Origin of the sequence: Microcystis aeruginosa NIES-2549, assembly GCF_000981785.2 — a bacterium.
In the GTDB taxonomy this organism is placed as follows: Bacteria; Cyanobacteriota; Cyanobacteriia; order Cyanobacteriales; family Microcystaceae; genus Microcystis; species Microcystis aeruginosa_C.
In genome coordinates, this window is record NZ_CP011304.1 from 382,782 (window position 1) to 405,961 (window position 23,180).

At 45.1% G+C, this 23,180-nt stretch carries 21 protein-coding genes, 2 tRNA genes and 1 pseudogene; 11 read left to right on the plus strand and 13 right to left on the minus strand.

Going from position 1 to position 23,180, the window contains the following annotated elements; translation table 11 throughout:
- Positions 1-17: 17 nt before the first annotated feature.
- A complete protein-coding gene (locus myaer_RS01890) occupies positions 18-1,016 on the plus strand; it encodes a nitrate ABC transporter ATP-binding protein (RefSeq protein WP_046660738.1) in 999 nt (332 codons plus the stop codon).
- Between the two features lie 295 nt (positions 1,017-1,311).
- Here myaer_RS01890 and myaer_RS01895 read toward each other — a convergent pair whose 3' ends face one another.
- Positions 1,312-1,938 (minus strand): DUF2301 domain-containing membrane protein, encoded by a 627-nt coding sequence (locus myaer_RS01895; protein ID WP_046660739.1) that lies wholly within the window; start codon positions 1,936-1,938, stop codon positions 1,312-1,314.
- Positions 1,939-2,086: 148 nt separating this feature from the next.
- Between myaer_RS01895 and thiO the strand changes: the two genes are divergently transcribed.
- Entirely contained in the window at positions 2,087-4,063 is a 1,977-nt protein-coding gene (thiO, locus tag myaer_RS22410) for a glycine oxidase ThiO (protein ID WP_046660740.1), read from the plus strand.
- 80 nt (positions 4,064-4,143) lie between these two features.
- Here thiO and myaer_RS01905 read toward each other — a convergent pair whose 3' ends face one another.
- The 4 genes from myaer_RS01905 to myaer_RS01920 all read right to left on the minus strand — a co-directional run bounded on the left by myaer_RS01905 (position 4,144) and on the right by myaer_RS01920 (position 9,727).
- A complete protein-coding gene (locus tag myaer_RS01905) occupies positions 4,144-5,679 on the minus strand; it encodes a TolC family protein (protein WP_046660741.1) in 1,536 nt (511 codons plus the stop codon).
- A gap of 68 nt (positions 5,680-5,747) precedes the next feature.
- Entirely contained in the window at positions 5,748-7,289 is a 1,542-nt protein-coding gene (locus myaer_RS01910) for a gamma-glutamyltransferase (protein ID WP_046660742.1), read from the minus strand.
- Between the two features lie 322 nt (positions 7,290-7,611).
- Positions 7,612-8,643 (minus strand): UDP-3-O-(3-hydroxymyristoyl)glucosamine N-acyltransferase, encoded by a 1,032-nt coding sequence (lpxD, locus tag myaer_RS01915; RefSeq protein ID WP_046660743.1) that lies wholly within the window; start codon positions 8,641-8,643, stop codon positions 7,612-7,614.
- Positions 8,644-8,842: 199 nt separating this feature from the next.
- Complete coding sequence (locus myaer_RS01920) at positions 8,843-9,727, minus strand: all3515 family Zur-repressed PEP-CTERM protein (RefSeq protein ID WP_002799928.1); 885 nt, start codon at positions 9,725-9,727, stop codon at positions 8,843-8,845.
- A gap of 310 nt (positions 9,728-10,037) precedes the next feature.
- Between myaer_RS01920 and myaer_RS01925 the strand changes: the two genes are divergently transcribed.
- From myaer_RS01925 to plsY, 3 genes and pseudogenes are all read left to right on the plus strand, one after another.
- Positions 10,038-11,063, plus strand: coding sequence for an ABC transporter ATP-binding protein (locus myaer_RS01925; protein WP_046663573.1), 1,026 nt, complete (start codon positions 10,038-10,040; stop codon positions 11,061-11,063).
- Between the two features lie 301 nt (positions 11,064-11,364).
- Positions 11,365-11,652, plus strand: a pseudogene (locus tag myaer_RS01930) (SDR family NAD(P)-dependent oxidoreductase); the annotation flags it as partial.
- Positions 11,653-11,741: 89 nt separating this feature from the next.
- On the plus strand, positions 11,742-12,425 hold the full coding sequence (plsY, locus tag myaer_RS01935; RefSeq protein WP_046660744.1) for a glycerol-3-phosphate 1-O-acyltransferase PlsY: 684 nt from the start codon (positions 11,742-11,744) through the stop codon (positions 12,423-12,425).
- Between the two features lie 205 nt (positions 12,426-12,630).
- Here plsY and myaer_RS01940 read toward each other — a convergent pair whose 3' ends face one another.
- On the minus strand, positions 12,631-13,632 hold the full coding sequence (locus myaer_RS01940) for an Npun_R2821/Npun_R2822 family protein (RefSeq protein WP_046660745.1): 1,002 nt from the start codon (positions 13,630-13,632) through the stop codon (positions 12,631-12,633).
- 133 nt (positions 13,633-13,765) lie between these two features.
- Positions 13,766-15,271: a hypothetical protein gene (locus tag myaer_RS01945; RefSeq protein WP_046660746.1), complete on the minus strand. Its 1,506-nt coding sequence runs from the start codon at positions 15,269-15,271 to the stop codon at positions 13,766-13,768.
- Positions 15,272-15,398: 127 nt separating this feature from the next.
- Here myaer_RS01945 and myaer_RS01950 point away from each other — a divergent pair.
- Positions 15,399-15,471, plus strand: a tRNA-Glu gene (locus tag myaer_RS01950).
- A 19-nt stretch (positions 15,472-15,490) separates the two neighbouring features.
- On the opposite strand, the gene myaer_RS01955 is transcribed toward myaer_RS01950, so the two are convergent.
- Positions 15,491-16,840, minus strand: coding sequence for a sensor histidine kinase (locus tag myaer_RS01955; RefSeq protein ID WP_046660747.1), 1,350 nt, complete (start codon positions 16,838-16,840; stop codon positions 15,491-15,493).
- Positions 16,841-16,895: 55 nt separating this feature from the next.
- On the minus strand, positions 16,896-17,072 hold the full coding sequence (locus myaer_RS21490; RefSeq protein ID WP_172968157.1) for a hypothetical protein: 177 nt from the start codon (positions 17,070-17,072) through the stop codon (positions 16,896-16,898).
- Positions 17,073-17,160: 88 nt separating this feature from the next.
- On the opposite strand from myaer_RS21490, the gene myaer_RS01960 reads away from it, so the two are divergent.
- The 3 genes from myaer_RS01960 to myaer_RS01970 all read left to right on the plus strand — a co-directional run bounded on the left by myaer_RS01960 (position 17,161) and on the right by myaer_RS01970 (position 18,825).
- Complete coding sequence (locus myaer_RS01960) at positions 17,161-17,634, plus strand: EVE domain-containing protein (RefSeq protein WP_046660748.1); 474 nt, start codon at positions 17,161-17,163, stop codon at positions 17,632-17,634.
- 3 nt (positions 17,635-17,637) lie between these two features.
- On the plus strand, positions 17,638-18,492 hold the full coding sequence (locus myaer_RS01965) for a prohibitin family protein (protein WP_046660750.1): 855 nt from the start codon (positions 17,638-17,640) through the stop codon (positions 18,490-18,492).
- A 261-nt stretch (positions 18,493-18,753) separates the two neighbouring features.
- Positions 18,754-18,825 (plus strand) — tRNA-Gly (locus myaer_RS01970).
- Between the two features lie 62 nt (positions 18,826-18,887).
- On the opposite strand, the gene myaer_RS01975 is transcribed toward myaer_RS01970, so the two are convergent.
- The 3 genes from myaer_RS01975 to myaer_RS01985 form a co-directional block, all read right to left on the minus strand.
- Entirely contained in the window at positions 18,888-19,157 is a 270-nt protein-coding gene (locus tag myaer_RS01975; RefSeq protein ID WP_046660751.1) for a type II toxin-antitoxin system RelE family toxin, read from the minus strand.
- Positions 19,154-19,372: a hypothetical protein gene (locus tag myaer_RS01980; RefSeq protein WP_043997602.1), complete on the minus strand. Its 219-nt coding sequence runs from the start codon at positions 19,370-19,372 to the stop codon at positions 19,154-19,156. Before myaer_RS01980 ends, myaer_RS01975 begins: the two co-directional genes overlap by 4 nt.
- Positions 19,373-19,583: 211 nt before the next feature.
- Positions 19,584-21,008 (minus strand): protein adenylyltransferase SelO, encoded by a 1,425-nt coding sequence (locus myaer_RS01985; protein WP_046660752.1) that lies wholly within the window; start codon positions 21,006-21,008, stop codon positions 19,584-19,586.
- An 82-nt stretch (positions 21,009-21,090) separates the two neighbouring features.
- Here myaer_RS01985 and myaer_RS01990 point away from each other — a divergent pair, with 82 nt between their 5' ends.
- Both myaer_RS01990 and myaer_RS01995 read left to right on the plus strand, forming a co-directional pair.
- Complete coding sequence (locus myaer_RS01990; RefSeq protein WP_046660753.1) at positions 21,091-21,348, plus strand: chlororespiratory reduction protein 7; 258 nt, start codon at positions 21,091-21,093, stop codon at positions 21,346-21,348.
- A gap of 173 nt (positions 21,349-21,521) precedes the next feature.
- The gene (locus tag myaer_RS01995; protein ID WP_046663575.1) at positions 21,522-21,932 is read left to right on the plus strand and encodes a salt stress protein, Slr1339 family; all 411 of its coding nucleotides are present in this window, start codon (positions 21,522-21,524) and stop codon (positions 21,930-21,932) included.
- 6 nt (positions 21,933-21,938) lie between these two features.
- Here the strand turns inward: myaer_RS01995 and myaer_RS02000 are convergent, their stop codons facing one another.
- Complete coding sequence (locus tag myaer_RS02000; protein ID WP_046660754.1) at positions 21,939-23,168, minus strand: hypothetical protein; 1,230 nt, start codon at positions 23,166-23,168, stop codon at positions 21,939-21,941.
- Positions 23,169-23,180: the final 12 nt, after the last annotated feature.

Here is a 23,180-nt window from a genome sequence, read left to right on the forward strand (position 1 = left end):
ATAAATCTAGGACGAATATGCAAACTTTTACCGATAAGACCGTGAATTCCAGCACCACCACCCAGCCTTTTTTATTAGTTAGTAATGTTGCCAAAGAATACCCCTCTCCCGAAGGGGTTTACACCGTTTTAGACGGTGTGGAGCTGCAAGTCAATGAGGGGGAATTTGTCTGCATTATCGGTCACTCCGGCTGCGGTAAATCGACCCTTTTAAATATGGTGGCGGGGTTTTCTTCTCCTAGTCGTGGGCAAGTGCTGCTACAGGATAAAGAGGTTAAGGAACCAGGACCAGACCGGATGATGGTATTCCAAAATTATTCGCTTCTGCCCTGGAAAACTGCCTTTGAGAACGTTTATATCGGGGTTAATTCCGTTTATCCCGAAAAATCTCAGGCTGAGAAGGTGAAGATCGTGGAAGAAAATCTATCCTTAGTGGGATTGACAGAAGCAGCCCAGAAAAAACCCCCCCAATTATCGGGAGGTATGAAACAACGGGTAGCGATCGCCCGCGCCCTGGCCATTCGTCCCCAAGTTCTCATCCTCGATGAACCCTTTGGGGCCTTAGATGCGATCACTAAAGAGGAATTACAGGAAGAATTGCTGAAAATCTGGCAAGAAAACCAGTTAACCGTGTTGATGATTACCCACGATATCGATGAGGCTTTGTTCTTGTGCGATCGCTTGGTGATGATGACCAACGGCCCAAGCGCCAAAATCGGTGAGGTGTTAAAGATGCCTTTTGCCCGTCCCCGGGTTCGTTCCCAAATTACCGAGGATCCCCGTTACTACGAACTTCGCAATGAAGCTCTCGATTTCCTCTACAATCGTTTTGCCCATTCGGAGGATCCCAACGAGGATGCCCCCGAACAACCCCCAACAGAAAATCTCGTGGGTAAAATTGTTACTACTATCGGTGGCATAGCTTTACTCGCTTTTGTCGGTTTTAGTCTAATACAAATGTTCACTAGCAAGACTGCCAATACTACTAATCCGGCTACCATCGAGGACTCCAGATAAGTAACAGTTATCAGTTATCAGTTATCAGTTATCAGTTATCAGTTATCAGTTATCAGTTATCAGATTTGAGTTTTAAGTGACAGTATTAAATAGAAGTTTCCTACTGTCTTTTCACTGATTACTGTTTACTGATTACTGACCAAGGATAAACCAGAAAGAGACAAAGAACAAAAAGGTGAAACCCGATCAGTTTAACTTATATAGTAGTGATCGATCTTTGTGTCTCCGTGGTTCGTTCCACTCACCCGCCCGCAAGACTGTATCTTAGAATAGATTTTAATCTCTGGAGAGTTAGTCAATGATTAAGATGTTCAAAGACGGATTTATCACCGATATCGTTGGGGATAGGTTGGCTTAACTTTCCCAGAGCAAAGATAACAAATAAAGTCGCCCAGAGAATTAATAGCCCCTTTTCCCAATTTAAGGGCAATATCCCCAAAAGATGACCGAGTAAAAGGGTGGGAACTAGAGGGGTTAAAAACTTGGTTTCTAGACGATTAAAACAAAAAGCTTCTTTGAAATAAATCCCCGTGAGACTAGCAAAAATAAAGCCCACACCCAATAAACTCACCGGATGGTTATAGACAAATTCTAGGGGAGAAAGGTGAGAATAGAGGCTGAAAATTAGGGAAGTAATCGCCCCGATTAGCCAAAAAACTTGCAGGAGACGATGGAGGGGAATTAAATAAATATGGATAGTCAATAAACTGATGCCTAACCCCAGACAAAAACCAATGTATAAAAGGTTAGTCAGGGGCAGTAATTGCGGTCGGCTGAGAACTATAATTGTAGCGACAGCGAAACTAAAAGCCGCTAAATTTAACCCCAGACGGTAGAGACGCACACCTAGGCGATCGCTATCCGTAATCGTAAACTCTCCGAATTGACCTTGATAAACTCGATCGACAGCAGGGGAAGTCATAATGCTCTAAAGAAAAAGGGAAGCTTAGAAAAGATTGACTACAAATCATCTTAATCTTGAATTATGCCAGTAGCCTCACTTCTCCCTCCTCTCGGCTGACTAATTGCGAGTTAGGATCAAGGTTACATTTCCTTTAGATTTTTAAGCCATGTCGTTGAACCAAGAATCCCTCGCTTTTAGCCATGGGAGGGTCAAGAACTCAACTAGCGAAATTTTGATCCTAGGCGGTGGTATCATCGGATTAGCGATCGCCGTCGATTTGCAATTGCGCGGGGCAAAAGTTACCCTCCTAGTTCGAGATATAGCTCAGGCCGCTAGTCGTGCGGCTGCGGGAATGTTGGCCCCCCACGCGGAGGGGATTCCCCCGGGTCCGTTTCTCGATCTTTGTCTGCGATCGCGCTGGCTATATCCGGAGTGGAGCCGCAAAATCGAGGATTTAACGGGGATAAACAGCGGTTACTATCCCTGTGGTATTCTTGCTCCCGTTTACGAGCTAGAGCAGCCCGTTACTACCGAGGAAGTTAATAAAATTTGGTTAGACAGCAATGCAGTTCACCTCTACCAACCCGGACTAGGTAAAGATGTGGTCGGTGGTTGGTGGTATCCCGACGATGGACAAGTGGACAACCGGCAGCTAGTGACTGCGCTGCAACAAGCGGCCGAAAATTTAGGGGTAGAAATTCGCCAAGGGGTAGAAGTCCACGCTATACAACAAAAGCAGGGAAAAGTCAAGAGTATTTATACCTCAATTGGGGAATTAGAAGCAAAAATTTACATTTTAGCGGCGGGATCTTGGACGAGTCAACTTTTACCCCTCCCTATCCATCCCGTCAAAGGTCAAATGGCCGCGGTAAAAATGCCCCCTAACCAGACCTTAGCTAGGGTTTTATTCGGTCCGCAAACCTATCTGGTTCCCCGTCGCCATGGTCGTTTAATTATCGGGGCCACTTCCGAAAAAGTGGCCTGGCAAACTGGCAATACACCCCAAGGACTGCAAACCCTTTTTGAACGTGCCACCCGTCTCTATCCCCCTTTAGCTGACTGGGAAATCGAGGAAATGTGGTGGGGATTCCGTCCAGGTACAGCCGATGAATTGCCCATTTTAGGCCGCAGTAGCTGTGATAACCTGATTTTAGCCACCGGTCACTATCGCAATGGCATTTTACTCGCCCCTGTCACTGCTTCCTTGATCGCTGACCTGGTGATTAATGACAAAGTTAATCCCATTTTGACCCATTTTAGCTGCGATCGCTTTAAGCGACCATCACCCCTTACTATTCCACCTATGTCCTTAACTATTATTGAGAATAAACCCCAAGCACTTTTATCGCCCCAGAATGATAGTCTCACCATTGCCGGGAAAACCTTTCACTCCCGCTTGATGACTGGGACTGGCAAATATGCCAATCTGACCACTATGCAGGAAAGTATTAGTGCCAGTGAATGTCAGATTGTCACCGTCGCCGTTAGACGAGTACAAACGAACGCACCCGGCCATGAGGGATTAGCAGAGGCGATCGATTGGTCGAAAATCTGGATGTTGCCCAACACTGCCGGTTGTCAAACGGCCGAAGAAGCGATTCGGGTGGCCCGTTTAGGGCGAGAAATGGCCAAATTATTGGGACAGGAAGACAATAACTTTATTAAACTCGAAGTTATTCCCGATCCTAAATATTTATTACCCGATCCGATCGGAACTTTGCAAGCGGCGGAACAATTAGTTAAAGAAGGTTTTGCCGTACTGCCCTATATTAACGCCGATCCTCTCTTAGCCAAACATTTAGAGGAGGCTGGCTGCGCCACGGTTATGCCCCTAGGATCGCCGATTGGGTCGGGACAGGGGCTGAAAAATGAGGCAAATATCGCGATTATCATCGAATCGGCCAAAATTCCCGTGGTGGTAGATGCCGGGATCGGTACAGCCTCAGAAGCGGCCCGGGCCATGGAAATGGGGGCCGATGCTTTATTAATTAACAGTGCGATCGCTATGGCGGCCAATCCAGCTATGATGGCGCAAGCCATGGCAATGGCGGCAAAAGCGGGACGTTTAGCCTATTTAGCGGGAAGAATGCCGATTAAGTCATCTGCTAGTCCTAGTTCCCCCTTGACGGGAACGATCGCCTAATCCAGGGATCTATCGAAACTCCTTAAAATAGGGGAGATAGGCAAATCTCCCCCCACACCACACATCAATAAATCCCACAATTAACGCACTTCAAACAAACGATTGTCCGGTAAGTTACTAATGGATCGCTGGAGACTATTCAAGGATCTATTGTAATCGACGATCGCCTGTAGATAACGGCTTCTGGCATCGGTTAAATCCCGTTGGGAGTTGATAACGTCCGTTTGGGTTCCCACACCCGCCTGAAAGCGTAAACGGGCTAATCGCAGACTTTCCGTGGCGGATTCAATGCTTTTTTGCGAAGTTTTGATGTTTTCTTGGTTAGAAATCAAACTATAGTAGGATTCCTCCACCTGAAGGCGAATTTCATTGCGACGGAGGGAGAATTCCGTATCGGCGCGATCGATATTTCTTTCCGCTTGACGAGCGCGAGCAAAAGCAGTGCCACCATCAAAAAAAGTCCAGCGAATCCGGCCGCCAACACTAAAACCATCGCCAAAACCAGCATCATCACTGAGATCGTTGAGGACATTATACTCGCCCAAAAGGTCCACTTGGGGAATCACAGCCGAAATGGCGATCGAGCGATCCTGTTGGCTAATTTCCCGTTGTAAGAGTTGTTGTTCTAATTCCGCACGATTTTTATAGGCTAAAACGATACTGTCATCAAGACTTAAGCCCCAAGTTCCCGCCTCGCGAATCTCATCAGCAGCGGTTAACTCGATGTGCTGACCGACACTCAATACCTGTGCCAGTCGCCGTCGGGAAATACGCTGGTTAGAAATCGCCTGGGTTAAGTCTTGGTTAGCGTTAGCGAGGTCAACTTCCGCCTGTAGGACAGCAAATCGGGTTCCTAGTCCCGCTTGCTCCAATAATAGAGCATCGCGTAAACTTTGACTAGCATCCTCGATCGAGGCTTGGGCGATCGCTACCTGGGCATCACCCCTCTGTAATTCATAATAGGCATCGGTGGCATCAAAACGAGTTTGTTCCGAGACTCTTTCCACCTCTAATTCCCGTTGCCGGATGACCTTTTCGGCCCTTTTGATCTGGGCTGACCGTTCACCCCCTGTATAAACCCCATAGACAATCCGAACACTACCCTGAAGGTTGGTACTATCTTCCGGTGTAGTGGCTGGGATTCCCTGTTGACGAGCCAAGTTATTCTGTCTTTGGGCAACTGCCGATTGATCTTGAGTGAGACTGGTTTCCGCTTGGGCCGTGGGTAATAAAGCCGCCTGTTGTTCCTTTAATTGGGCGCGAGCGATTTCTAAATCGACCCGGGCTGTCTGTAAGGTCTGATTATTTTTTAAAGCTAATTCGATCGCTTGATTTAAGGTGATCGGTTGTACTACCCTAATATTCACCTCATCCGGTTTGGTGGGAAAAATTAGGGGATTGCCACTAGGATTAAGATAATTGGGGGCTTTGGGATCCGCTTCCGTGGTTGCCGGTGCCGCCGATGGACCGGGTAATTGAGAAACGGGATTGGCAGTAGGTTGGGGTTTCTTCAATAAATCGGCAGCGGACTGAGTTTGTGCCTTAACCGAGGATTCAGCCAAGAAAATCAACCCAAGCACCGCACTCACGGTAATACCATAACGCAAGAGCAACATGAGTATCTCGAAAGTAAACAGTAAACGATAAGAAGTAAACAAGCTCACACCACTATGTTGGCCGATTACTAATTACTAATCAATAATCCTACTCCATCCCGACGCGGATCGCCCGTAGCGGTTAATTCCCCCCGCTCATTCACTGCCACCCCATGCACACCCCCAAAAAACATATTTTGTTCTTGCCAACGGGTTACTTGAGTATTTGCGGGTAAAACCAGATTTTCGAGCAGATTTTCCCGATCTTCTAAAGGTTCAATTCCTAATTGTTGATTTTCCCAATGTATGCGCGAGGCCCCGATCGCATCGGCTAAAGATTGCCGAAAATCGATTAAATTGCTAATAACCTGCAAAATAGCGGTGCGAATGCGATTGGAACCCCCAGAACCGAGAACAAATCGCGGCTTTCCTTCTTCTAAAATCATCGTCGGCGACATCATTGAGGATAAACGACGATCAACGGGCCAATTGTGAAAACCAAAGGGATTTAAGTCCGCTTCCCCGATCATATTATTGAGCATAATTCCCGTCCCCGGCACGGTATAAGCTGATCCTTCGCCGTTGGAAAAGGTGGCACTGGCGGCATTACCCTCCCCATCGATAATGCTAATATGGGTGGTACTGCCCCATTTATTGGCATATTTGCCTAAAAATTGCGGCGAGAGGAACTGCTCTGCGATTCCCTCCTGATGGATAAAATCATCGTAGCCTTGAGCGCGAGCTTGATTGGTTAAGGCCATCACTTCTGTTAAAATTTGCAGATGTTTGTTCCCTAGATGCTCTAAAGCCGATAAATTGACTGTTTCCAGTAATTTTAGGGCAAAAGCCAGGAGAATTCCCCCAGAACTAGGCGGCGGATTAGTCAGTATTTCGTACCCCCGATATTCGGTTTTTAGGGGTTTTCTCTCAAGGACTTGGTAATGATTTAAATCCTCTAGGGTAAGATAACCGCCCTCCTGCATATCCCTGGCGATTTGGTGGGCGATTTCTCCCTCATAAAAGTCTTTTACGCCTTTTTTGCTTAATTCCTCTAAGCTGTTGGCAAAATCCCTCATCACACAGCGATCGCCAGCTTGGAGGAGTTTTCCTTGCGGGGCATAGACTTTTAAACCCTCTCTATCTTTGAGCAGGATCGAAGCGAGTAAACCCAGGCAAAAGCCGTTATATTGGCTCAAAATGTAGCCTTGACGAGCATATTCGATCGCTGGTTCTGCTACCACGGCAAAGGGCAATTTTCCCAGTTTTTTCTGCACTGTTTCCAGTCCCCGTAATGCCCCAGTCGTAGCGATCGCACCTCGGCCAATGTGAAAATCTTGACTAGCACCACCAAAATTGATCGCCACTGGGTAAAAGTCGATCTTTGTCAAGGGTTTTTTATATTTTGGAGTTTGACAAAAAAAATCAAAAAGGGTATTGACTTTTTCTTTGGTATGTGCTAGTAAAAAACCGCCGCCCCCCGCCGAAGCGAGGGTGAATTCGACCACGAAAGCCGCTAAAATCGAGCCAACAATCCCATCGAAGGCATTGCCGCCCATTTCTAAGATTAATTGTCCAGCTTCGGCAGTTTTTGGATGTCCTGCGGCGATAGCGCCCTTGCTTTTGCCAGTCACGATGATTCAGTTATCAGTAAACAGTAAACAGTTATCAGTGGTTAGTGGGAATTATCAATTATCAATTATGAATTGGCAAGTGGGGAAGTGGGGAGATTCAGTTATCATTAAACAGTAAACAGTTATCAGTGGTTAGTGGGAATTATCAATTATCAATTATGAATTGGCAAGTGGGGAAGTGGGGAGATTCAGTTATCATTAAACAGTAAACAGTTATCAGTGGTTAGTGGGAATTATCAATTATCAATTATGAATTGGCAAGTGGGGAAGTGGGGAGAAAAAAGCTGCCTCCTGTCTCCTGTCTCCTGCCTCCTGAATAGGGCTATTTTTTCAACTGCTTAACCGCTTGATAGATTTCGGGTAAACGCTTGTAAGCGGCCGCTGCCTTGAGGAATAGTTTATGGGGGATAGCGGGAGAGCCAGAAACCACTTCTCCTGCCCCGATATCGTTGTGAATGCCAGCTTGGGCAGATGCGATCGCACCGTCACCGATTACTGCTTGATTGGCAATGCCCACCTGTCCCGCTAAAATAACGCGATTGCCCACTTTTACGCCTCCTGCCATGCCCACCTGTCCTGCTAGGGCGCAAGCTTGGCCAATTTGGCAATTATGGGCAATATGGACGAGATTATCGATCTTAGTCTGGCTACCGATGCGGGTTTCTCCCACTGCCGGACGATCCACGGCGCTATTACAGCCAATTTCTACGCCATCTTCTAAGACCACGATACCGGATTGTTCCATCTTAAACCAGCCTTCGGGAACCGGCACAAAACCGAAGCCCTCGGCACCGATAACAGCGCCACTGTGGATAACGCAATCATTGCCGATTTGTACCCGTTCATGGATGGTACAGTTAGCGTGGAGAATTGTGCGATCGCCAATATGCACCCCGGGGTAAACAACGGCGTTAGGATGAATGCACACGCCATCACCGAGGGTGACATTGGCTTCTACCACCGCATGGGCCCCGATGGCGACTTTATGGCCGATTTTAGCCGATGGATGCACCACGGCGGTGGCGTGAATGTAGGGTTGGGGCTGAAAGGGTTGATAGAATAATTTGATGGCGTGGGCGAATAAAAGTCGGGGATTGGCACTAGCTAACCAAGCGATGCCGCGTTCGTCGGCCTGTTGTTGTAGATTGCTATCCAGGGGCAGAATTAGGGCAGTAGCCTCAGTTTTGGCGACAAAGGAAGCAAATTTTCCCCCTTCGATATAGCTAATCGTATCGACTAGGGCGGTTTCGATGGGAGTTATGGCTTTAATTTGGGGATTTCTGTCGGGATAGGCAGTTAAACTGTGAGCAGAGACTAAAGGGCTTAATTTTTGGGCAATTTCACTAAATTTCATAAATATATACTGCGATCGAGATAGGGCTGATGATAGGATGGTCTAACAGTCTAAAACTATACTGATAATCTTGTCGTTATTATAGTCAAAAAAGTTGCTAGTTTTTTAGGGAATAATCCCTGTTTTCCATTTCAACAAAGCCGATCTCGATCTAGAGCGGTTTTGGAGATAAGTTGGCTCTCTCCAAAACCGATTGGTTTTAGTTTTTACTGCTCGATCGAGTTAATAAAATTGATCCGAACAGTATTAAGGCGATCAGAGTTGATGGTTCGGGAACTGTTTGAAAATCTAGGTTAAAAATTCCTGACTCTCCCCAAGAAAGGCTAAGATCTACCAGCTTAAAACTGGCTGAATATTTTCCCGGTCGAGATGCAAGAAACTTCGGTAAAAAGGAGAAGTTATCACCAGTACCGATCGCATAGATATCGCCGGCATTAGCTAAAATTGTCTGTCCTAAAGAGTTAGCTACTGTTAATCCATCACTAATCTCTAACAGTTGTAAGGATAGGTTGGCATTACCTAAAGACCGATTCCACCGTCCCCCAGAACTGTTAAAAAGAGCTTGTTCTCCCAAGTCAGAGGAATTATTAATAGTTGCCACTGATTGCATCAGTAGATTGCTATATTCCTCCCCAGTGGCAGCACTAACAAAACTATTCTGAAAAATTCCTTGTCCTGCAATTAAGGAGAGAGGAGGCAATCCTGTAGAAGTCTCAGGAATGCGATTATTGGTGTTAGTCGGATTAACTACCGGATTACCAGACGGGCCGGAATAACTGTAAGTGCCGATACCGTGAAAATGAGGGTTTCCCTCTCGGTGAGCAACCAGAAGAGTTAACCGGTTATAGTTAGGATTGGCTAATCCCTCATAGATGCCCCGAGTTAAGGTGATTTGATTATCCACCCCGATATAAAATTCGGGCAAACTCTGACCAATGGCAGGCTCTTCAGCCTTAGCCACCGTTACCAGGGCGAAAGAAAGCGATAAAATGAAGCTAACAGCGATAAATGGAGATTTATGGCTTTTTTCGCTGATTTTCTTCCCAGCACAAACTAATCCTACCCCAGAGACCTGTAGAACCATGATTTCTCTCGTTAATTAGAATGATAATCATTATCACATTAACGAAAAACCCTTGTTCTGATTCACTTTTGCCAACAAAGTTAATTTAAGTTAACATGAACCATGCTGTCGGAATAAGTTGCCCGGGCCAACAGGCAACGCCGGAACAGCAGCAGGTTATCTGGGGATGAGGCCAAATCCCGTCAAAGTTTATCTTGATCAGAAAAGATAAACAAGGCTGTACTAGATTTTGCAGTGGGGAATCTGGGTTAAAATAGACCGAGAAAGTTAACAAAAAAATTGTCTCGCTCAAGTGGGCGAAAATCAGCTTATGACCCTTGCGGTGGCGATCGAAAAGTTAAAAAAATCCTACGGTCAGACAGCAGCGGTTAAAGATATCTCCTTTACCGTGGCAGCGGCAGAAATCTTCGGTTTACTCGGTCCCAATGGTGCGGGGAAAACCACCACGATTCGCTGTCTTTGTACCCTTGCTAAACCCGATGGCGGCAAAATCGAGGTGGGGGGTGTCGATGCCCTGAATAACCCCAAATCCGCCCGTAAACGCCTGGGTTACGTTGCCCAAGAAGTCGCCCTCGATAAAATGCTCACGGGCCGGGAACTGTTGCAACTACAAGCGGCTCTCTATCACATTCCTGCTCAAAAGTCAAGAGAGCGCATCAAAGAATTAATAAATCTTTTAGGATTAGAGGAATACGCCGACAAAAAAACAGGAACCTATTCCGGCGGCATCAAAAAACGGCTGGATTTAGCGGCGGGATTACTGCATCAGCCGGAAGTTTTAGTGCTGGATGAACCGACTGTGGGCCTCGATATCGAAAGTCGTTTGATTGTCTGGGATTTTCTGCGACAATTGCGGGCGGCTGGAACCAGTGTATTAATTACCAGCCATTATCTCGAAGAAATCGACGCTTTGGCCGATAACTTAGCAATTATCGACAATGGTATCGTCATCGCTCGCGGTACCCCCTCACAACTGAAGGAGCAGCTGGGTGGCGATCGCATAACCCTAAAAGTGCGGGAATTTTCCCCAGAGGAAGAGGCCTTAAAAGCGAAAGAGTTGTTATCTCGTCTGCCTTTTGTCGAGGAAGTGATCGTTAATACCGCCCAGGGTAACTCCCTTAATCTTATCGTCACGGCCAATAGCAATCCTTTAAGCAAAATTGAACAAACCCTAGCCGAATCGGGATTACCCGTGTTTAGCATGGCCCAATCCCGTCCTAGTCTCGATGATGTCTATCTAGCGGCCACCGGACGCACCCTGATGGATGCGGAAATTGCCGCCGCCAGCAGTCGCGACCTGAAGGCGGAGAAAAAACAAGCGATGAAGGAATCCTAACCCGGCGAGAAAGGCTGTAATATTGCCCAATTGCCCGGTTAAATCGCCTATAATTGGAGCGATCGACTATCTAGGGCTTGCTGAAAAAGTTTTTCGTGGGGGTAGGGTGTGGGGTGTGGGGTGTGGGGTGTAGGGTTTTACCGATTTTGAGGGGGTCAATTACCTAATTTTCAGGGAAAAAGTCCCTGAATTTTCCACCCGATCACTCCCATATTTGGTACTTTTTGATTGACAAAAAGTCTAAAAGTCTTACCCAACAAGGTTTTTAGATTTATTCAGCAAGCTCTATCTATCAATCAATATGAAAGATAAACGGGTATTGCTGACCGGCGGTACGGGAGGACTGGGTTTAGGAGTCACTCCGGCGGTTTTACACCATGGCGGTCATCTAACCATGACCTATCGGGAGGAAAGGGAGGTAGGTCGTCTGAAATCTCGGCTGAGTGCGGCGGAATTTGAGCGTATTCGCTTTGTCAGGGTGGATTTAACCCAAGAAACTGCCGTGGCTAGATTAATTGATGATCTCGGTCGGGTCGATGTTTTAATTCATCTAGTCGAGGGGCGAAAGACTTGCGCGGAGCGGCAATTCCCGTCTATGGTTCCCTGTGAGTGGTTTTTTGTCTTCAGGCTGATACACTGATAACGGCGCTCGCTCTTGCTAAAAATTGGGGTTAATTTATGCTTATTCCGATTCTTATCAGTCTTACTATCTTACTTTTATCCTATCTGTTCGGTTCGATTCCCACGGGTTATTTAATCGGTAAATACAGCAAAGGTATCGATATTCGTGACTATGGTTCCGGTTCCACCGGGGCCACCAATGTGCTGAGAACTCTGGGAAAAACTGCCGGGGCGACGGTGTTATTAATTGATATGTTAAAAGGAATGGCGGCGGTGGCCCTGGTACGAGTACTATATTTTATGGATGTCAATCCTCTCCCAGAAAGTTGGTATTATTGGTTAATTATCGGGGCAGGATTGGGGGCAATCATTGGTCATAGTAAATCGATTTTCTTGAATTTTAGTGGTGGTAAATCCGTCGCCACCAGTTTAGGGGTTTTATTAGTGATGAATCCCCTAGTGGCTTGCGGAACTTTGGCGAGTTTTTTAGTTATTCTCGCACTTTTCCGGATTGTTTCTTTAGGTTCGATTCTCGGGGCGCTGGTGGTGAATATTTTAATGGTTATTTTAGGTCAACCTCTCCCCTATATTTTATTTAGTTTGATGGGGGGAATCTATGTGATTGTTCGTCATCAGGGTAATATTAAAAGATTGTTGGCAGGGACGGAACCAAAAATAGGTCAGAAAGTACAGCAATCATCGGAATTAGGTTACAGCGTTTCTCCTACAGATGAAGTGTAACCTAATTTGCTATCATCCCCAGACGACTGGCTAATGTTCCCTGTTGCCCGTTCCCTGTTCCCTAAAACCAGAGACTTTGTACCTCACCCTTAAGATAACTGCTATAAATCCGTTGAGTATAGGCTACATATCAGGAGAGGCAATAGGCAATAGGAGCAATAAATAATCAGTCTTTAATAACCGGATTTAGTATCACTCCTAATTATTATTTTCCTACGCCCAGTTTTCTGGTTACTTTTTGCCAAAAGGTTGGGGTCGGTGGTTGATAGGGTTTGGGACTATCGGTAAATATAGGACGTTGACTAGGTTGGTAGAGATAACGATAGTGTAAGAAAATATCTCGATAGGGAAAATCGAGATTTTCACCGCTACAAAGTCGAGTGAACAGAGAGGAAGATAAACCAATGTAGTGAAGGTATGTTAAGCGGTTGCCCTTATCGTAAAGAATATTATCTAAAGCCTGAAAATGGGGAGAGGTGACACAGCAGCCGGTGCGTTCTTCTTTCGGCAATTGAAGGGCTAGATTATATATAGAAAAATTTGAGCGCATCATCATATAATTGACGATAGTTTGATCGGGAGCCATCGGATAGAGAATTTCCGCTTCTCCTGCTCGCAATTGTTCTACTAGCCAATCTCGCTGATTTTCATCGAATAAACCAATTTTAGAAGCATAGAAACCCGCACAAAAAATCTCCTTTTCGATACGATCACGGGAAAAAACCTCGAATAATTTTGGTCGAGAAACTTCGTACACATGAGTGGGATCTTTGTGCTGAAAGTCATAAACAACACAATCGTGCCTGTCTAGGATAGCGAAGATTTTATCAACGGCATCGAGTAGCAAGGTGTCCCCATCCATGTAGATAAAACGATCAAAGGGACTATCAAAAGCAATAAAACGGTGGTGCATTCCCATACGATAATATCGGTCAGTGCAACCCGATTTCAACCAACGTTCGCGGGCTTGCGGGTGGCTATCCCAAATCGACTTGGCGAAATTTTCCCAGCGTTCGATAATTTCCTGATTATCAAACAACTGTACGTTAGGACGTTGAGCGATTTCCGCTTTGATACGTTCGGTGTTGTCATCGTAGGGATAGACACAAACAGGAAGATCTTTTCCTCCATTTACTTCGATGCTATTGAGTAGAGCGATTAATTGATCGTAAACCCGATCATTAGCTAGGGTACAGATACCGTCCATAAGTAATGCTAAGGAAAAAATCAAAACATATTATCTTTGCCGTTAGTTTAGCTTATTTTTGTCGATAAATTATGGTCTCAAGTTTCTGACAACAGAAGGACTACCCGATCGGCTATACCCAAAACCGATCGATTTAGCGTTTGCGTTTGAGTAATTTAGAAATGCGTCGATCGTATCGCAACCAACGCCAAATTTTAATGACTAATTCCTCCACCCATAAAATAATCGCGTCCAATCCCTCTAAAATCCGTTCTAAGGGGTGTTTAACGTAGCCGACGGGGGTTGATTCGGTTTCTAACCATTCTTCGTTAATTGGTTGAATTATCTCCTTGGCATAGCGGGGATCTAATTGGGTTGTGGGGGGGGATTCTCTAGGGGTAATTTCAGCGGCGGCCGGGGGGATTTTTTGTAAAGATTTATTTTGTTTTTCTTGACTAAAAGCTTTTTCTGTGCTGCGAGGACGGGCTGGGGTGACTGGGGACTGGGGAAGGGGATGAGCGGGGTTAAGGCGCGGTTTTTCGGAGTCTTGGGGAGAAATAGCCAAGATATCGGCGGATTCTAGCCATGATTGCTCGCTGACGGCGGAAAATGTCAGGGATTGGCCAGAGGCAAAGAAGTGATCGATCGCCGCTTGGATGAGTTTGCCGATCGTGAAGGGATCCGCTTGGGTTTGTTTTTCTAGCCAATCCTGGAGACGTTGCTTGAAGGTGATCAGCAGAGAATTAGGCAGACTTAGGGGATATTTTGCCGATAAAGCGGGTGAATCAGCACTATATTCTAAATTATTCTTCTCTTTTGCCCAGAAATGCTCGATCGCCGCATAAATTAACCAATAAAGTCGCCAGAGATAGGAGGAATTTTTCTCCAGAGTCGGGGACTGGTTAATGAGATCGGAAGGTAGGTTAGAGGTGTGGCTCAAACTGCTGGGGATTGCGGGGGAGATAGCGAGAAATTTAGCCTCGAAAATTGCTAATTTTTCGTCAATAACTTGTAAAATCGCTTGAGAATTTAAATTAGGCAGTGGTAAGGAGAGTGGTGTCGGGGTTTTGACGAGATGGGATTCTTGGAATAGATTTATGGCGATCGCTATTTGTCCCTGTTGTTCCCAGCGTAGTAGGTTCCAAAACCAACGGATCGGAGGCAAGACAGGATTTTTATCGGTAAAATTCGGTAATAAAGGTGGATATTGAGGATTTAATCGCTTAATTCTCCGTTTTTCGAGGGCGTAGTTAGCCAGTGCCGTCCTAATTTGTTTTTCTATTTGTCTTTGGGTTTGATTATCGGTGATTTTAACGGTCTGGTGATCGTTAGTGACGAAAACTAAAGCTTGATCCTCTAGATCGGCTGCTATGCCAATAAATGGCGTTTCTCGGTCGGATAAGCTCTGGAGAAGTTCTGCGATCGCATCGGTTCCATCCTTGCCGGGGGGTGATAATTGTTTCTGGAGGCTGTTCCCCAATTGATTAGCCGTCATCCGCAGGGATTGTACCAGCAAATAGACGGGATAGAGGGCTATTTGCAAGGCAATAGCGATCGCATTTTGACCGCGACGGGAGACGCGGCCGAGGTTATCTTTCAGACGGATCAAACGACGGTTGATCAGGTTGAACAGTCGGCTTTTATAGGGATCGGCAGCCATGGATTTTGGGCGATAACATCTTCATTTAGACTATCCTATTGTGCAAGGACGGGATAAAAAAATTTTTTGCCAAAACCCTTGACTCCCAGAAAAATTATTGTTATATTTAAAAAGGTCTGAAATCCACGCCCCCATCGTCTAGTGGCCTAGGACACCTCCCTTTCACGGAGGCGACAGGGATTCGAATTCCCTTGGGGGTATGAAAAGAAGTCAGAGGTGTCAAGCTTCTGACTTTTCGGTTTTTTTCTCCCGTTGATGGCTTTTTGGTAAGCTGACGGTGAAAATTGTTCCTCGATCGATCTGACTTTCAACGCTAATTTGTCCATGATGACTGAGGGTAATCGCTAAAGCGATCGCTAATCCTAATCCTGTTCCCCCGGAAGTGGCAGAATTTTGTCGTGCGGGATCGAGACGATAAAAGCGATCGAAAATATGGGACAAAGCAGCCTCGGGAATACCGATTCCGTTATCTTTGACGCGTACCAGTAACACCGATTGTCGATCGCGTTTACTTTTCTCCAATTCCACAGCCACATTTTTAGGCTCAGATTCGGGTAAAAAAGCGTGTTTTAGGGCATTATAGATTAAATTTGTGAATAAACGGGCTAATTGATCCCAATCTCCCTGCATAGTAAACATTTCATCGCTGTAGGAAAAATCCTCTTGGTCCGGTTCCACAATCGACAAAGAGAGGGAAATTCCCTGCTTATCGGCGATTAAACGCTGTTCTTCCACCACTTCCATCAATAAAGCATCCAAAGGTACAGCTTGCTCGATCGGTTGGACGATGCCACTATCGGAACGGGCTAAAAAAAGCAGATCATTGACTAAATTGCCCAATCTTTCCGTTAAACGCTCGATCACTTGCAAGCGTTGATGACGAGTTTGGGGATAGGCGATCGCCATTTGCACGTTAGTTTGGATAGTGGCGATCGGATTGCGTAATTCATGGGAAGCATCGGCGGTAAATTGTTTTAAACTCTGATAGGACTCTTTTACCGGTTGAATGGCTAAACCGGACAAAAACCAACCAATCCAGGCGACACTGGCAATCATCAGGCAAATTCCGACGATTAAATCCCATAATAGCTGTCTAATCGGTTTTGTCACCTCAAACCAAGGATGACTTACCCGCAGATATCCCAAAACATAATGACCGATTTCCACCCTTTCGGTTACTTGTCGCAGCAGACGATTATCGGATAAGCGAATAGTTTCCCCTTGACGGTGGGGATGGAGGGGAATATCTAAGGATTCAGCCAAAGTTGACCAAACTAGATTACCTTGGGGATCAAACCATTCCAAATCTATATGATCGTCTTCCACGGATTTACCCTGACTGGGAAAACTTGCTAGGGGATCGACGCGATAACGTCCTTGATCCGGGGGAATCGATTCGATCACGAGGGAACGATTTACCACCTCAATGATGTGTTTGAGGGTATCATCAATGCGATCTACTAGGGTATGGCGCACATAAAAATACATTCCCGTAGCGAGAAAAAGCAGTAGTATGGCAGTGACAACAGTGTACCATAAGGCTAAACGGCGGCGAGTGGCTTGGAACACCGATAATCTATGGATTGGCTAGAGATTTTTAGAGCAATGTATCTTATTTTACAGCTTATTTGAGCGATTTAATGCTGGAGAATAAATTATTTTTAGCTATAGGGAAAAACTGACGGTTGCCAAGAATAGCTAGACTTGAAGGCTCATAGTTCTTAAAAATTGCCGCTAACAAAAGTATTTTTAGATACATTCTTCTCAATAATTGTTTGAGTAGCTCTGCAAAAGCAGCCAAAGTGAATTATATTTAACCCTATGGTGATAGGGCTGACAGGAACGGCTAAAAATTTTTTTGAGCTTATTTGAATTAATAACAAGTATAAATGATGAATTTAAATTATTGGTTAATGAAATCGGAACCCGATGTCTATAGTATCGAGGATTTAAAAAAAGATGGTCAAACTATTTGGGAGGGAGTGCGAAATTATCAGGCCCGCAATTTTCTCCGTCAGATGAAACGGGGAGATTTGGCCTTTTTTTATCATTCTAATACGACCCCGCCGGGGATTGTCGGCTTAATGCGAGTAGTGCAAACCGATAGGATCGATCCCACACAATTCGATCCCGATAGTCCCTACTATGATCCTAAATCCTCTCCAGATTCCCCGCGCTGGTGGACGGTTAAAGTTGAGTTTGAGCGCCTTTTTCCCCAACTGCTGCCCCTAGGAATTTTAAAACAAAATTTTACCGCCGATGAATTATTATTAGTAAGGACAGGAAATCGTCTGTCAGTGATGCCTGTCAATCAAGCGATCGCAGTAAAAATTCTCGCTTTAGTCGCTCGTCAAGGAGTATAAACTATGAACCAAAAAGATGCTATTAATTTACTTTCCCTGATCGGGGGATTATTAGCTGCTATTGTCATTTTAGCGGCCTTTAATGCCTATGTAATTATCACCCCCGGACAAGCGGGGGTTTTAAGTGTTTTAGGAAAGGCTAAGGACGGGGTTTTATTGGAGGGATTGCACTTTAAACCTCCCTTTGTTTCTAGTGTCGATATCTACGATGTTACGGTGCAAAAATTTGAAGTTCCCGCCCAAAGTTCTACTAAAGATTTACAGGATTTATCCGCTAGTTTTGCGATTAATTTTCGTCTCGATCCGACTCAAGTAGTGGCAATCAGAAGAACCCAAGGCACCCTACAAAATATTGTCGCTAAAATTATCGCCCCTCAAACCCAAGAATCCTTTAAAATTGCCGCCGCTAAAAGAACCGTAGAGGAGGCAATTACTCGACGCAGTGAGTTAAAAGAAGACTTTGATAATGCCCTATCGACTCGATTAGAAAAGTATGGTATTCTAGTTTTAGATACCAGTGTGGTAGATTTGAATTTTTCTCCAGAATTTGCTCGGGCTGTCGAAGATAAACAAATCGCGGAACAACGCGCCCAAAGAGCCGTTTATATCACCCAAGAAGCGGAACAACAGGCCCAAGCAGAAGTTAATCGTGCTAAAGGGAAAGCTGAGGCACAAAGACTATTAGCAGAAACTTTAAAAGAACAGGGGGGAGGATTGGTTTTACAGAAAGAAGCGATCGAAGCTTGGCGCGAAGGTGGGGCGCAAATGCCCCGGGTTTTAGTCATGGATGGATCGGGAAAAAATAGCGTACCATTTTTATTTAATTATAGTGATTCTTTTCCAGAAAATACCCCCTAAATTCCTGTCCAAGCTCAGAGGCATTTTCAAAGAAACCTTGCCAACTTCTCAAAATTACCCGGTGATATTATCGACAAATGGCCTTTAAAACAATCTCTAGCTCCTTGACTCTTTGAGGATGAAGAAGTTGAACGGTGAATATTTTTGATCATCCCCTGGCGAGTCTATTTAGCGTTTTTGGACAAACTGGCGCGATGATGAAAAACAGCCTAGAGCAGTTGCTCTCGTCGGGGAGTCAATGCTATGATTAGGGATGGTTTTGCGGGTATAGTTCAGTGGTAGAACGTCACCTTCCCAAGGTGAATGTCGCGCGTTCGAGTCGCGTTACCCGCTTCTGACGACAATGGGAATCTTCCCTAACATTCCCCAACTGGGCCTACCAGAGCGGCATCGCACTACAATTGCTCCAGCAGCATATCGTACTCTGCATGGGAACCAACCCAGAACCAAATCACCGTATCATCCTCTAATTGACCGACAGCACGATAATCCCTATTGATGCGTGCAGAATAGATGGGCAGCTGTGGATGGACTTTCTTGAATCGCAAGCTGGGATAGCTTGGGTCTTCTTTGAATTGCCGATACGCTTTACGGGTCTGCTCTTGAATCGGTTTTGGAAGATCTGCAAACATCTCCCGAAAACGAGCAGTGGTACAAGACTTCACAACGTTTCTGGGTCTAATTCTTGAGTCTTGCCCAATCGATGTTCTGCCATTGCTTCGGCTGCTAGTTTAGCCAGCAAGTTTGGTGAGCGGGTAAAGGAGTCATTCCATCGCTTTTCTTCTTCGAGTTCTGCCAAAATTAGGGTTGCGATCGCGTCCTGTTGATCGGTTGACAAGGTTTGTAATTGGGCGATCGCCTGCTCAAGTCGTTCAGTCATAGACAACATCTAACGTATAGGGCTTAATATATTCTAGCCTCCACGTTGCTACAGCGATGGCGTACTGCTACCCAGTGCCTTCAGCATCGCACTTAAACTCACAGCTTTAATACATGGGCATGGTGCGTTCCCCAAAAATCGATCGGTGGATCAGTAAGACCCCCATTAGGGAACGCACCCTACAAGATCGGTGATCGCACTTATTACTTAATTACTGTTTATTTTGTAATTTTATCACTAATTCTTGGAAAGGTTGCCAATCATCTTTATAGGTAATGGCTTCCCAGACCGATTCGATTAGCGGTCTAAGTAAAGCGGTTTTAGGATTATAATGCTTTAAAGTGTCGTCAATTTCAGACAAGGAATCTAGGGGTAATTGATTTAAGATCAAACTATATAACTCTCGCCAACGTTGCCAATCAGCTTTCGGTAAATCCATATTTTCAAGAATTAGAGAACTATTTTCTCGCCAACCGTAATTAAATTGTTCACTTAATTGATAGAAAAAGTCGTGATAACCCAGGCCAGTTTCTTGGAGAACTTCCACAGTTTTGCTGACCAGTAAAGCGGATTCGGGAGTAAAAATATCCTCAAAACCTAACTTTTTGAGCATCATTTTTTGATAATAAAAATTGTAATGCTGGTCATAGTTAGCCAAAGCCATATCTAACTCTAACAAGGAGACAACCATGGCCAGGGGAGATTGTAGTAACTCTAGATTTAAACGACAGATAAAAGGCTGATTGCCATAACTATAACGGCCGCCGTAGTCGAAATAGGCCGCCGTAAATTGGGGGTTATAGGAAGGAATAAAAGCGTAGGGACCATAATCGAAACTTTCCCCAGTAATTGACATATTATCGGTATTAAGAACCCCATGACAAAAACCTGCGGCCATCCATTGGGCTGCTAATTTAGCGGTTCTTTCAATCAAAGTGGCGTAAAATTTTAAATAGCGATCGCTATCTTGGGGATTGATTTCAGGATAATAATAAATAATCACATGATCGAGGAGTCTTTTAATTAAATCGCTACGTTTAATATGAAATAAACGCTCAAAAGTCCCGAAACGAATATGAGAATTACTAACTCGAATCATCACCGAAGATCGCGTCGGGGAAGGTTCATCGCCGCGCCAGAGAGCTTCCCCCGTTTCCACCAAACTCAGACAGCGAGAGGTATTCACCCCTAAACCGCGTAAAGCTTCCGCGGCTAAGACTTCTCTGACTCCACCCTTGAGAGTTAACCTACCGTCCGCATGACGGGAATAGGGGGTCCGTCCCGATCCTTTCGTACCAAAATCGTATAATTTGCCATCAATACCCCTAACTTGACCGTAGAGAAAACCGCGACCATCTCCCAAAAAAGGATTATACTCGCCAAATTGATAACCGTGGTAACGCAGGGACAAAAAAGGGGTCAGGGATTGAAATTTACCAAAAGCCTCGATAAAATGCTCATCTAAGGTTAATTCTGGCTGAATTCCCACCAAAGGTAATAAAGCATCATTGCGAAAACGAAGGATATGACGGGGAAAATCTGCGGCTGCAACTTGATCATAGTATTGGTCCCCCAAGTCCTGCATGGCGCTTTCGTAAGGGAGACTGAGAAAGGGATTGGTGAGATGGTCTGTCATAGTGGTGGTGTCGATCGAGCTTTGAGGCGATAAAGTGATAAAGATAGCCAAAAAATTTTCCTACTGAGACTATCAAACAGCGATGCCCGATTCTATTATGTATCAAGGGGACTATTTTCTTGTCCTTGAGGCCGATCAACCTGAACAATTCCAGACTCCCGACCAGTTGCGGGATAAGTTAAAAGATTTAATCAGCGCAAAACCGGAGATTTGTCCCCGACAATTGGCGAAATTCTCTAGTTTTGAGGAAAAAGCTCTCTATCTGCGCGATAATTACTGCGAGTTGGACCTGGGTGAGGAGGGTTATTTACAATGGTATCTAGTGCGTTTGGAAAAATAAGGAAACCCATTATTAAGTAGTTAGGTGTTAAAAACTGTCAGACACCCCCCTTATCAAGGGGGGATTAAGGGGGGATCCATCTTCAATTTAATTATAACCAGCTACTTAGTTATTAAGGCAGAGGCAATCAGAGCAATTATCTTTTTAACTTTTTACTTTCTAATTTGATCATTATGGGAGAAATAGAAGATTTACTGGCACAAATGAAGGCAGAATACCAGAAACGGGATCAGGAAAAACCGATGCCGTCCCCTTCTTCTCACCAAGAAAAAGATCGTTACCCAGACGAATTTAAGGTTAATTATGCTGGCGATTCTGCTACCGATGCGCTTTTAAAAGCTTTAGCCTTAGAAAACCAAGAAAGGCAACAACAGGAGGCAGCGGAAAAAGAAAAAGCAGCGGCATTAAAACAGCAGCGTAAGCGAGAAGCTTTAACTAGAAAGGCGAAGCAATGGTTAGATAAATTGGATGCCAAATCGGAGGAAGGACGCTGGTTTGAGGAGTTTTCCTATAGCTACGATTCTCCTTTAGAAGCGGCGATCACCTATCTAGAAGCTTTGGGAGAAGTGGATATTTATAAATGATAAGGTCTAATTTAAAGTTGTGGGTAAATTGGCTGCGTCAAAAACTTGATTATGCCACCAAATATTATCACCGGCTATAATATTTGTGCCGTAACGAGGGACGATGCCATAAACAGTGCCGGGGTCATAATCCAAAGCTTGACTGATGAGATTGTAGAGACGTTGTAGATCAAAACCCCGGGGGTCACAATGGGGGTATTTTCCTTGATTAATCAGAAAACTATCCACGGCAAAATGGCTGACAATTTGCGGTAATTGTCCCGTTTGTAAGGCTGCGAGGAGATAATATTTCGCCGTTTGTTGGTATTGAAAATCGCTGTAACCGGGGAGGGGTTGCAAGCGTCCTTTGGTCAAACAGTGGGATCCGGGCGCTTGTACCAGTTCAATGTTAACACTGGAGATAACCCGACGATTTCTTTCGGCAAAAATTGGTCGCAAGCGATCGCAATTAGGGTGAGATAGCTGCTGACAAATCGCTTCTGTTGCCCATAATGCGGTGGTTTTTGCCCCATCAAAGTAATTTGTGGGATATTCTTTGACTAAACGCCTAAAGACTGCTTCTGAAGGCGTATTTAACCAAATTCTCGCTCTTTTTTCTAACTCAGGGGCCGATCGCGTACTCAAAGGAACACCCGCTAAAGCAAGTGCAAAACCCTTGACGCGGATAGTTTCTGGGGTAAGTTGCCACAGTTGACGCACTAATTGATCCCTGGTGTCTGCGGGCAGCATTTCGGCCGCTTGTTCATAAAAAGTGGCCGTGGGACGGTGACGCTCAAAAAAAGGCCGGGCGATCGAGTCTAAAATATCTCTATCCCTGGAATGCGGTTTGCGGGGGATGTAAACATTCGGACCCAATTTCATCGGACCGCGAGCATATTTTTTCTGCTCTTCGATGTTACCCGCAGTCATACTCCAAGCTGTATCGTGGAGAATAAACAAGGGAGTGCGATCGATGGTTAATTCGGTTTCTGGCGGGGCAATTTGCAAAAATTCGGCGATTTTCTGCTTTTCTAACTCATCTAGGCTCTTACCGGCTAAATTCTCCCCCACAGTGGAGGGATTAAAAATATTTATGGTGGCAGTGGAGAGACTAGAGGTATTCAGTTTTAAAATCAGTAGGGACAAGACTAAACTAATCACCAGAGAAGTCACTCCCCATCGCCATTGTTCCGGGGGAAAGATAGAATATCTAGGGAGAGAAAATTGTCTTGATTTTTGCCGTCTTTGTCGATTCATCGAACCCTTTTA